The sequence below is a fragment of the Sphingomonas sp. genome (assembly GCF_040398505.1).
Taxonomy (GTDB): Bacteria; Pseudomonadota; Alphaproteobacteria; order Sphingomonadales; family Sphingomonadaceae; genus Sphingomonas.
In genome coordinates this window covers 12,624-23,989 of record NZ_JBBATX010000034.1, presented here as the reverse complement: position 1 = coordinate 23,989, position 11,366 = coordinate 12,624, and the positions used below count along the sequence as shown (strand labels likewise).

Sequence of the window (11,366 nt, the reverse complement as noted above, 5' to 3'; positions counted from 1 at the left end):
TGATGGAGACAAACGCAGCGACATATGAGCCATCCGCCCATGAGCCAATTTTAATAAAGGCCCCAGAAACGCTGGAGAATGTTGCAAGCAATCCGATGGTAGACGCACTGTTTATCGCAACATGGAACACGGCCAAGAATCGTGATTGCGTTCTCATGAGGAATAAATGGCGCGGTAGCGCTTAAAATGCAACGGCTGTGCGCTCCCCTTACGCGGGGTGAGCGGCCTAGACGCGGCGCGTTTGCTTCAAAGCGCTTGGAAACGTTATCATCAGCGGCGCCGAAACCAGCCGTCCGACTTCCTCCGCTAAATCCGCCGGTCCCCCGGATAGGCCAGCAACAGGTCGCTCCCGGCATCCGCTGCGATCTCGCAGCGGCCGATCAGCATCAGGCATTCGCCCGCTTTCCACGCCACGCCATCGACCGCCCCGGCGCCCGCGACGGGCACCAACCAGCCGATGACGCCAGCGGGCAAATCAACCACGCGGTGCCCGCCAGCGAAGCGTTCGACGACGAATTTCGGGCCCTCGGCGAGTATCTGTCGATCTCCGCCATCCGCAACCGGCGTCGGCAAGGGCACGAACGGCACCGCATCCGCCACCGCGACGCCGGCGTCGAGGTGCAATTCGCGGTCGCTGCCATAATCGTAGAGGCGGTAGGTCAGATCGACATTCTGCTGGATTTCGACGCAGGTTATCCCCGCCCCGATCGCGTGAATCGTGCCGGCCTTGTTGTACATGAAGTCACCCGCTTTGACTGGTTTCCAGTCGAGCTTGTGCGCGATCGATCCGTCGAGCGCGGCGGCGCGCAATTCCTCCTGGGTCATCGGCGCCAGCGTGCCGATCGCGATCGTCGAATCGGGTTCGGCGGCGAGGATCAGCCACGCCTCGTCCTTGCCGCGCGGATAGCCCGCCGCTTGCGATTGGGCATCGTCGGGGTGGACCTGCACCGACAATTTCTCGCTGGTGAAGAGATATTTGACGAGCAATTCGGGTTCGCCGGCATGCGGCGTCTGGAACCACACTTCGCCGACCTTCTCCCCGCCGGGTGCGGGATCGGCGAAACCGGGCCACAAATGGGTCCGGCCCCAGGGCTTTTCGACGCGTTTGGTGGCGAGCAGGGTTGCGGTCACGGTGCGCGATCTCCAGTCAGGCAAGGATTAGAGCAACGCACCGTTCGGGCCAAGCGATCCGTTCGCCGAAAAGGATTGTTTGCCGATGCGCGCTTGCGCTAAGACCGGCCCCGATGCGTACCTCCCTTACCCGCTCGCCCCTCGTCCGCAGCCTCGCGGTCGTCCTGATCGCGGGATCCGCGCTCGTCACCACCGGCTGCGCGCGCAACCGCACCAAGGGCGACATCCCATACGTCGCGCGCGATTTTGGCACGCTTTATAGCGCCGCACGCAAGCGTCTGGACAATAAAGAGTATAAGCTCGCCGCTTTGTTGTTCGACGAAGTCGAGCGGCAGCATCCCTATTCGGTATGGGCACGCCGCGCGCAGTTGATGAGCGCCTTTAGTTATTATCTGGCGCATGATTATACCGCGTCGATCCAGTCGGCGCAGCGATTCCTCTCGGTCCATCCCGGCAACCGCGATGCGCCTTATGCCTATTATCTCATCTCGCTCGGCTATTACGAACAGATCAGCGACGTCACGCGCGACCAGAAGATCACGCAGCAAGCGCTCGATTCGCTCGGCGAGTTGATGCGGCGCTACCCCAATACGCGCTATGCCGCCGACGCGCGGCTCAAGGTCGATCTCGTGCGCGACCATCTGGCCGGCAAGGAAATGGAGATCGGGCGCTTTTACGAAACACGCGGGCAGTGGCTCGCGGCGACCGGGCGCTTCCGCAAGGTGGTCGACGACTATCAGACGACGACGCACACGCCCGAGGCGCTGATGCGCTTGACCGAGACCTATCTGGCGCTCGGCGTGCCGGATGAAGCGCGCAAATCCACCGCCGTGCTCGGCGCGAACTATCCCGGTACGACGTGGTATGCGCGCGCCTATAAATTGTCGAATGAGCACCCCCCGGTCGCGGTGGCGGCGATCGCGACGGGTGAACCGGTCGTGCCCAATACGGGGACCCCGGCACAAGTGACTCCCAAGAAAAACCGCGAATTCAAGCGCGACACCAGCGCGGCACCCGTCGGAAGCTCGTCGACCAACCCGGGCAACCCCAATCCGGGCAATTGAGCGGAATCGGCGTTGTAGGTTTTCCTGCGAAAGCAGGAATCCAGCGCCCCGCATGTCGCGCTCACGACCCTCGGCGCTGGCTTTCGCAGCAGCGCGGCATCGTCGCTGCGGGAATTGCGAAAAGAACGATACCGGAACACGTAAAGCTCGGATAAAGGGGGCGGCACGATGCTGAACTCTCTCGCCATTCGTGACGTCGTGCTGATCGAAGCGCTCGATCTGCAATTCGGCGCAGGGTTAGGTGTGCTGACCGGGGAGACGGGCGCGGGCAAGTCGATCCTGCTCGATGCGCTCGGTCTCGCGCTCGGCGCGCGCGGCGAGGCCGGGCTGGTGCGGCAAGGGGCGGCGCAAGCCGTCGTCACCGCGACCTTCGATACGCCACCCGCCGACGGGCCGATCGCCGCTTTGCTCAGCGAGAATGGCCTCGATCTCGATCCGGGCGAACCTTTGCTGATCCGCCGCATCGTGAAAGCCGATGGCGGCAGCCGCGCGTTCGTCAACGACCAGCCTGCCTCGGCCGGATTACTGCGCGAATTGGCGACCTGGCTGGTCGAAATCCACGGCCAGCATGATGATCGCGGGCTGCTCAACGCGCGCGGCCACCGCGCCTTGCTCGATGCGTTCGGGCGCGTCGATGCCGCTCCGACGGCGGCCGCCTACAAAGCGTGGCGCGAGGCCGAGGGGGCACTGGCGGCGGCACGGGCGAACATCGATACCGCGCAGCGCGACCGCGACTGGCTCGAACATGCCGTTGGCGAACTGCGCGCGCTCGCGCCCGAGCCGGGCGAGGAGGAGACCCTTGCCGCGCGTCGCCGCACGATGCAGCGCGCCGAGAAAATTGCCGAGGATCTCGCCGCGATCGAGAATTGGCTCGAAGGATCGGATGGCGGGCTATCGCAGCTGCGCCAGGCGGCGCGCGTGCTCGAGCGGATTGCGGGCGACCACGTCGCCTTTGCCGATGCGCTCGCGGCGATCGATCGCGCGGTGATCGAGGGGGCGGTCGCCGAGGACCGGCTGCGCACGGCGAAGGCCGATCTGTGGTTCGATCCGGCGACGCTGGAAGAGGATGAGACGCGGCTGTTCGAACTGCGCGGCATGGCGCGCAAACACCGCGTCCAGCCCGATGATCTGGCCGAGCTGGCGAGCGAATTGGCGGGCAAGCTGGCGGCGTTGGAAGCGGGGGAAGAGGGCCTTGCGGCGCTGGAGGCCAAACTCGCGGCAGCGCGGGCGCGTTACGATACGGCGGCGGACGCGCTGAGTGCCGCGCGGCGCGAAGCTGCGCTGCGGCTCGATGCGGCGGTGAAGGGTGAACTCGTGCCGCTGAAGCTGGATGCGGCACGCTTCTGCACCGTAGTCGCACCGGCTGCGCGGGAGAATTGGTCCGCGGCGGGCAAGGACCGCGTCGAATTCGAAATCTCGACCAACCCCGGCGCGCCGTTCGCGCCGCTGGTCAAGATCGCGAGCGGCGGCGAATTGTCGCGTTTCATCCTCGCGCTGAAGGTCGCGCTCGCCGAGCAAGGCGGGGCAGCGACGATGATCTTCGACGAAATCGACCGCGGCGTCGGCGGCGCGGTGGCGAGCGCGATCGGCGAGCGGCTCGCGCGGCTGGCGGGCGGCACGCAATTGCTTGTCGTGACGCACAGCCCGCAAGTGGCGGCGCGCGGCGGGCATCATCTGCTAATCGCCAAGAGCCATGACGGGACGGTGACGCGCACCGGGGTGACCGCGCTCGACGAGGCCGCGCGCCGCGAGGAAATCGCGCGGATGCTGTCGGGGGCAACGATCACGCCCGAAGCGAGGGCGCAGGCCGAGCGGTTGCTGGAGACGGCGTGAGCCCTACTCCGTTCTTTCTTCTCCCCTCCCTCAAAGGGAGGGGAGGCAGCAGACAATCCGCCGCCCGCTAAATCCCGCGACAATCCCGTAACGATCTGCTATGACAAATTCATCGTGCGAGTCTGCCCCCAAGCATCGCGCGGCTGAGAGACCTGCTGCGCTCCCGCTTGCCTGGCATCGGATGCGCGGTCTTGCTCTCTCGCTTCCCCCTTTTCGGTCGGCCTCGTCGCTGCGGATTACCCGCGCGCCGGTGACCTACAGCAATCGGATGCGCCGGCCGGGGCCGGACGACGCATCCGTCTTCGATCTCGGCCCCATTCGGCACGCCCCAGACGGGCGGAGCCGGGACCAAAGGAATCAGTTATGGCTATCGGCACCGTTAAATTCTTCAACGCCGACAAAGGTTATGGTTTCATCGCGCCCGAGGGCGGCGGCGGCGATGCGTTCGTCCATATCAGTGCGGTTGAAGCCGCCGGCATGGCGACGCTCGATCGTGACCAGCGCGTTTCGTACGAGCTGGAAGAGGACCGTCGCGGCAAGATGTCGGCGGTCAAGCTCGCCCAGGCGTAATTTCGCAATCTGAACGGGGTGTCGCGCGCGTCTGCTTTGCGGCGACGGCGACACCCTTGCTTGTCCTCACATTGTCGCGGAGACCTCCGACGAACACCACCGCCCTTTTCTATCGCGACCGTGCCCGCCAGGCCGAGTCCGATGCATCCGCCGCGACGCTCGACAATGTTCGCAGCCGTTTCCTGCGTGCCGCCAAGGCGTGGGACGAAATGGCGACGCGCGCCGAAAAAACCGCCGAGCGCCGCTCGGTCAATGAGGAAGCCAAGCACGTCGCCGAAATGGATGCGAGCGAGGATTAGGGTCGTTCTGTCCTCCACACCCCGTTCGGGCTGAGCCTGTCGAAGCCCTGCGTGCCACAAACGATGTCCGACGTGTGGCACGCAGCCCTTCGACAGGCTCAGGGCGAACGGGAAGCATGACGAACGCGTCTTGAATCTCATCGCCGCCCTCCGCTACCAAAGCGGCATGAGCACCCCCCTCCCCGCCACCGACAATGATGCAGCCGCCGAACTGGCGCGGCTGGCGGCGGAGATCGCGCACCATAACCGCGCCTATCACACCGACGACGCGCCCGAGATTTCGGATGCCGACTATGACGCGCTGACGCGCGGCAACGCCGCGATCGAGGCGGCTTTCCCGCATCTCGTCCGCACCGATTCGCCCTCGCTGGTCGTCGGCGCAGCGCCCGCCGCGCATCTCGCCAAGGTGGCGCACGCCCGGCCGATGATGAGCCTGGAGAATGGTTTCTCCCCCAATGAGGCGTCCGAATTCGTCGCGCGCGTGCGGCGTTTCCTCAATCTGCCCGAGGATGCCCCGGTCGCGCTGACAGCCGAGCCCAAAATCGACGGCCTGTCCTGTTCGCTGCGCTACGAACACGGGCGGCTGGTGCAGGCGCTGACGCGTGGCGATGGTCAGGTCGGCGAGGACGTCACCGCCAATGTCGCGACGATCGGCGATATTCCGGCGCGCCTGAGCGGCGACGCCCCCGACATTTTCGAAATCCGCGGCGAGGTTTATATGGCCAAGGCCGATTTCACCGCGCTCAACGCGCGGCTGCTGGCCGAGGCGGAGGATAGCACCAAGGAGGCGCGGCAATTCGCCAACCCGCGCAACGCCGCCGCCGGATCGCTCCGCCAGAAAGATGCAGCGGTCACGGCGAGCCGCCCGCTGCGCTTCCTCGCGCATGGCTGGGGCGAGACGTCGACGCTGCCGGCCGACACGCAGTTCGGGGTGATGCAGGCGATCGCCGCCTGGGGCCTGCCGGTCAGCGATGTGCTGATCCGCTGCGACGGGATCGAGCAGGCGCTCGCGCAGTACTCCGCGATCGAGCATCAGCGCGCCGACTTGCCGTTCGATATCGACGGCGTCGTCTATAAGGTTGACCGGCTCGACTGGCAGGCGCGGTTGGGCGCAGTCGCCAAGGCGCCACGCTGGGCGCTCGCGCACAAATTCCCGGCCGAGCGCGCCGAGACCACGCTCGAGCGGATCGACATCCAAGTCGGTCGCACCGGCAAGCTCACCCCCGTCGCACGGCTGACCCCGGTCACGGTCGGCGGCGTGGTGGTCACCAATGCGACGCTGCACAATGCCGATGAGATCGCACGGCTTGGTGTGTGGCCCGGCGACCGCGTCGTGCTGCAGCGCGCGGGCGACGTGATCCCGCAAATCGTCGTGAATTGCACGCCCAATCCCAGCCGTGGTGCCTGGCCCTTCCCCACCGTCTGCCCCGAATGCAAGTCCGACGCGGTGCGCGAAGACGGCGAGGTCGATATCCGCTGCACCGGCGGGCTGATCTGCCCGGCGCAACGGATCGAACGGCTGCGCCACTTCGTCAGCCGTGCAGCACTCGACATCGAAGGCCTCGGGCTCAAGCAAATCGAGGATTTCTTCCATGACGCGCTGATCCACAGCCCGGCCGACATCTTCCGGCTCACGGAAGCGCAATTGCTCGCGCGCAAGAAGGATGGCCGGGTGTGGGCGGCGAATCTGCTGGCCGCAATAGCGGCAAAGCGCGCGCCCGACCCGGCGCGCTTCCTGTTCGGGCTCGGCATCCGCCATGTCGGGCAAGTCACCGCACGCGATCTGGTCAAGGCGTTCGGCACGGTCGCGCGCATCGCCGAAATCGCCAGCGCTGCGCACGAAACCCCCGATGCCCGCGCCGAACTCGAATCGGTTGACGGTGTCGGCCCGGTCGTCGCCGAGGCGTTGGTCGATTTCTTCGCCGAACAGCATAACCGCGACGCCTGGGCGGATCTGCTCGGCGAAGTGTCGCCGCTCGCGTATGTCTCGAACATCCGCGAGTCGCCGGTCAGCGGCAAGACCGTGGTGTTCACCGGCAGCCTCGAGACGATGAGCCGCGACGAAGCCAAGGCGCAAGCCGAGACGCTGGGCGCGCGCGTGGCGGGCTCGGTCTCGGCCAAGACCGACTTGGTCGTGGCCGGGCCGGGGGCCGGATCCAAGCTTAAAAAAGCTGCAGATTTAGGGGTTTCGGTGATCGACGAAGCGCGCTGGGCCGAGATCGTCGCCGCCGCGCGATAATCGCGAAACGGTCTGATTGTGATGCCTTTTTGCAACGCAACATGAATCCTTTGTCATGACTCCGGTCAACATGACTCGACTGTCATCCAACCGAAATATATCGCGTGCATGGGGCAATCGCGATGGGGTGGTACGGTTTGTAATGCCGGCCCCCGCGCGGTTACGAGATTCTAAGGGGACTATTATGAAGATGAAGCTTTGCACGAGCGTGGCGTTTGCCGCGTTGCTGATTCCGGGCGTCGCGTTCGCGCAGTCGACCGGTTCGGTCGATTTCGACAAGAGCGGCGCCGACATTATCGTCACCGCGAGCTCGACCAAGGGCATTAACGGCGTCCAGATCCCCGACACGTCCAAGGCGAAGGGTCAGCTCGACCAGGCGTTCATTTCGCGCCAGACCCCGGGCCAGACGATCCTGGACACGATCAACCAGCTGCCAGGCGTCAATTTTCAGAATAACGATCCGTTCGGTTCGGCCGGCGGCACGCTCAACATCCGCGGTTTCGATGCGTCGCGCATCTCGCTCTCGTTCGACGGCATCCCGCTCAACGACACCGGCAACTACGCGCTCTATTCGAACCAGCAGCTCGACCCTGAGCTGATCGAGAACGTCAATGTCAGCTATGGCTCGACCGATGTCGACAGCCCGACCGCGGCGGCGACTGGTTCGACCGTTAATTATCGCACGAGCGTCCCGACCAAGGATTTCGGCGTACGGCTCGTCGGCTCGGTCGGCGATTTCAGCTTTTTCCGCGTCTTCGGCCTTATCAACACCGGTGAGTTCACCTCCTTCGGTACCAAGGCGTGGTTCTCGGCCAGCAAGGCGACCAACGACTGGTTCGTCAACGATTTCGGCAAGATCGACAAGCAACAGTTCAACGCCCGGATCTATCAGCCGCTCGGCAGCAATGGTGACTTCATTTCGGTCGCCGGCAACTACAATGAGAACCGCAACAATTTCGGCGGTTCGGCACCGCTGCGCAGCGACACCAATATCTACACGCAGAGCATTGCTGCTCCTGGGTCGGCGCTGAACCCGACGCTCCTCACCGGCGCAGCGCGTACCGCAGGTACGAACAGCTCCTTTAACCGTTTCCCGCTCAGCGGCAGCGAAATTCCGTATCATATTGAACGCTGCACGATCGGAGCAGGCACCCCCGGCGTCGCCGACGCACCTGCCAACATCGTTGCCCCGGGCGCGTCGAACAACGGCACGGCTTGCGGCACCAGCTTCGACGAGCGTTATAACCCGTCGAACACCGGCAGCATCCGCATCAACTCGCGCTTCACGCTGGCAAGCGGCCTCGTCCTGACGGTCGATCCGAGCTTCCAATATGTTTTGGCGAACGGTGGCGGCACCGTCACTGCGCGCGAAGGCTTCCGTGACATCAACCCGGCGGGCGGCACGGCCGCTACAAGCGGCACTCCGACTTCTTGCGCCAATGTCCCGAATTCGGCAACCAACACCTGCCGCCTCGGCTATTTCGCGGGCAACCCGTTCGTCGGCAAGGACCTCAACGGTGACGGCGATCTGCTTGACACTGTCAACGTTCTCGCGCCGAGCACGACCCAGACGCGCCGCTATGGCGTGATCGCCAACTTGCGCTGGGATTTTGCCGAGGGCCAGACCGTCCGCGTTGGTTACACCTTCGACCGCGGTCGTCATCGCCAGACCGGCGAAATCAATGCGCTGCAGACCAACGGCTTCCCGACTGACGTATTCCCGCTCAATAACCCGATCCTCGCAGCCAATGGCGAGATCCTGCAGAAGCGCGATCGCCTCTCTTACGCCACGCTTAACCAAGTTTCAGGCGAGTATCGTGGTCTGTTCCTCGACAAGAAGCTCAGCGTTTCGATCGGTATTCGTGCCCCGTTCTATCGCCGTGACCTGAACCAATATTGCTTCGCCAGCAGCGCGGGCGGTTCCGTCGAGTGCTTCGGCCGCAACACTACGCTACAGGGTGAAATCGCCGCAGCGAACCCCTACACGGTCAACGCCGCAACCGGCCTGACCGTTGCCGGATCGTTCGCTCCTCCCGCCACGCGTCGTTATACCTACAGCCGCGTGCTGCCGAACGTTGGCTTCACCTTCAAGGCGGCCGATGCGGTCTCAGTCTACGGCAGCTATTCGAAGGGTCTGTCGGTTCCGGGTACGGACAATCTTTACAACCAGTTCTTCTATAACCGCACCACCACGCAGGCGAACCCGACGCCTGAAACCACCGACAATTTTGACGCCGGCATCCGCTACAATACCCGCCAACTGCAGATCCAAGTCGGTCCGTGGTACACGCGCTTCACCAACCGTCTGGCCAGCGCGTTCGATCCTGACACGCAGCAGTCGATCTACCGCAACCTCGGCCGCGTCGATAAATATGGCATCGATGGCAGCCTCGATTTCCGTCCGATCCCGGAGATCCTGCTCCATCTCTTCGGTTCGTATCTGAAGTCGGACATCAAGAACAACATCCAGATCGGCAATTGCACCACCAACACGACGATCAACTGCGCCACTGTCGGCGATCCGATCTTCGCGTACACGGCGGGCAAGCGTGAATCGGGGGCTTCGGTCTATTCGTTCGGCGCGCGCGCGCAGGGTAAGCTCGGGCCGGTCGAACTCGGCGTCCAGGCAAAGCGCTATGGCCGTCGTTACCTGAACGACCAGAACATCGCGACGATCGGTTGCACCGCCTCGCTGGTCAACCAGATCTGCCCGACCGCGGCGAACACGGCGGCGACCTTTGCCGGCACGCGTGGCTTCCAGTATACGGCGTATAACCCCTATGCACCCGGCTACACGCTGGTCGATCTCGACGCGCGGCTGTCGATGGGCTGGGCCGGTCTGAACGACAAGACCTACCTCCAGTTCAACCTGCAGAACGTCTTCAACAAATTCTACGTTGGCGGCTTCTCGGGTGGGTCGACCACCAACACTTCGGTGCCGTTCGCGCAGATCGGTACGCCGCGCACCGTCATCGTGACGCTCAACGCCCAGTTCTAAGTCGAACCGGCGCTACAAAATTGGCCGCCGTCCCGGATGGGACGGCGGCCTTTTTTATGTCCGCGTTCTGAAAAAGCCGAAGGTCAGGCCGCCGCATCCCCGATCTTCGCATAAATCGAGGTGATCGGCCGCGCGAAAACGCGCCCGACCATCGGTTCGAAGAAAGCGAGCGGGGCGCTGTCATAGGCCGGGTCGAACGCCGCCTGATCGTATTTCTCGCAAAACTCGGCGCACGCTTCGAAATGCGGGTGGCCGCGATACTGCTCGCGCAGATCACGGTCGCTGCCGATGTAGTGGAAGAAATAATAGCCCTGGAACACGCCGTGCGTGTTGGCGATCCAGTGCAGTTCCTCCGACACGAACGGCCGCAGCATCGCCGCCCCGATCTCGGGATGGTTATAGGTGCCGAGCGTATCGCCAATATCGTGCAGCAGCGCCATCACGACATAGGCCTCATCGCGCCCGTCCTGGTGCGCGCGCGTCGCGGTCTGGAGCGAATGCTGCAGCCGGTCGACCGGGAAACCGCCATAATCGCCGTCGAGCAAGCTCAAATGCGTCAGCACGCGGCTCGGCAGGGTACGCGCGAACTGACCGAAATGGCCCGAGATCAGCGTCCAATCCTCTTTCGTGCCGTGTTCCATCGCGGTGAACTGCGCGCGTTCGGGCTGGTGGTTCATGGCTCTCTCCTTTTTTCTTCCTCCCCTCCCTGAGAGGGAGGGGTCGGGGGTGGGTTGGCCCGAGGCGGCGTCTGCCCTCCCCCCATACAAACCCACCCCCGTCCCCTCCCTTCCAGGGACGGGAGTCCGCAATAGCATACCCCGCTTTGCGCATCGATCCCAGCCGGTCTAGAAGGCAGGTATGCCGCTGTTCACCCGCCCCGCGATTTTCTCGCGGCCTTTCTTCGAAGACAAGAGCCGTGCCTTCTGGACGCTGCAAGCGGTCGGGTGGAGCGGGTATCTGATCCTGCGAGGCGTTTCGACCGTGTCGAGCATCGCCGGGGCCGAGGATTTGAAGCGGCTGGTGCCCGTCGTGTTCGAATCGATCATCGGGTATAGCGTCACGCTGCTGCTCTCGTCGCTGTACCATTATTACCGCCGCCAGCCGCGCCTCGCGATGGCGGTGCTGACGGTGTTGACGCTGGCCGTGGCAACCTTGCTCTACGCCGTGCTCGACGCCTTTTCGTTTTCGTTCGTGGGGGATTCCGCGCCGGGGCTGACGCTGCCGCTGGTGCT

General features: G+C 64.2%; 8 protein-coding genes and 1 pseudogene. 7 read left to right on the top strand and 2 right to left on the bottom strand.

The features are described 5' to 3' along the window. Positions 1-306: 306 nt before the first annotated feature. The gene (locus ABWP09_RS06495; RefSeq protein WP_353204333.1) at positions 307-1,131 is read right to left on the bottom strand and encodes a class I mannose-6-phosphate isomerase; all 825 of its coding nucleotides are present in this window, start codon (positions 1,129-1,131) and stop codon (positions 307-309) included. Positions 1,132-1,244: 113 nt separating this feature from the next. On the opposite strand from ABWP09_RS06495, the gene ABWP09_RS06490 reads away from it, so the two are divergent. From ABWP09_RS06490 to ABWP09_RS06465, 6 genes are all read left to right on the top strand, one after another. Further along, positions 1,245-2,195: an outer membrane protein assembly factor BamD gene (locus ABWP09_RS06490; RefSeq protein ID WP_353204332.1), complete on the top strand. Its 951-nt coding sequence runs from the start codon at positions 1,245-1,247 to the stop codon at positions 2,193-2,195. Between the two features lie 168 nt (positions 2,196-2,363). Continuing rightward, positions 2,364-4,028 (top strand): DNA repair protein RecN, encoded by a 1,665-nt coding sequence (gene recN, locus ABWP09_RS06485; RefSeq protein WP_353204331.1) that lies wholly within the window; start codon positions 2,364-2,366, stop codon positions 4,026-4,028. Between the two features lie 363 nt (positions 4,029-4,391). Beyond that, the gene (locus ABWP09_RS06480) at positions 4,392-4,598 is read left to right on the top strand and encodes a cold-shock protein (RefSeq protein ID WP_176496810.1); all 207 of its coding nucleotides are present in this window, start codon (positions 4,392-4,394) and stop codon (positions 4,596-4,598) included. Between the two features lie 56 nt (positions 4,599-4,654). After that, a complete protein-coding gene (locus tag ABWP09_RS06475) occupies positions 4,655-4,897 on the top strand; it encodes a hypothetical protein (protein WP_353204330.1) in 243 nt (80 codons plus the stop codon). Positions 4,898-5,063: 166 nt separating this feature from the next. Beyond that, positions 5,064-7,136, top strand: a complete 2,073-nt coding sequence (ligA, locus tag ABWP09_RS06470; protein WP_353204329.1) for an NAD-dependent DNA ligase LigA — start codon at positions 5,064-5,066, stop codon at positions 7,134-7,136. Between the two features lie 184 nt (positions 7,137-7,320). Then, positions 7,321-10,134, top strand: coding sequence for a TonB-dependent receptor (locus ABWP09_RS06465; protein WP_353204328.1), 2,814 nt, complete (start codon positions 7,321-7,323; stop codon positions 10,132-10,134). A gap of 83 nt (positions 10,135-10,217) precedes the next feature. Here ABWP09_RS06465 and ABWP09_RS06460 read toward each other — a convergent pair whose 3' ends face one another. Continuing rightward, entirely contained in the window at positions 10,218-10,811 is a 594-nt protein-coding gene (locus ABWP09_RS06460) for an HD domain-containing protein (protein WP_353204327.1), read from the bottom strand. 181 nt (positions 10,812-10,992) lie between these two features. Here ABWP09_RS06460 and ABWP09_RS06455 point away from each other — a divergent pair. Beyond that, positions 10,993-11,366 (top strand): annotated as a pseudogene (locus ABWP09_RS06455) (sensor histidine kinase); the annotation flags it as partial.

Coding starts and splice junctions, on each gene's coding strand:
- ABWP09_RS06490 (WP_353204332.1), top strand. CDS start 1,245: ATGCGTACCTCCCTTACCCGCTCGCCCCTCGTCCGCAGCCTCGCGGTC.
- recN (WP_353204331.1), top strand. CDS start 2,364: ATGCTGAACTCTCTCGCCATTCGTGACGTCGTGCTGATCGAAGCGCTC.
- ABWP09_RS06480 (WP_176496810.1), top strand. CDS start 4,392: ATGGCTATCGGCACCGTTAAATTCTTCAACGCCGACAAAGGTTATGGT.
- ligA (WP_353204329.1), top strand. CDS start 5,064: ATGAGCACCCCCCTCCCCGCCACCGACAATGATGCAGCCGCCGAACTG.
- ABWP09_RS06465 (WP_353204328.1), top strand. CDS start 7,321: ATGAAGATGAAGCTTTGCACGAGCGTGGCGTTTGCCGCGTTGCTGATT.
- ABWP09_RS06460 (WP_353204327.1), bottom strand. CDS start 10,811: ATGAACCACCAGCCCGAACGCGCGCAGTTCACCGCGATGGAACACGGC.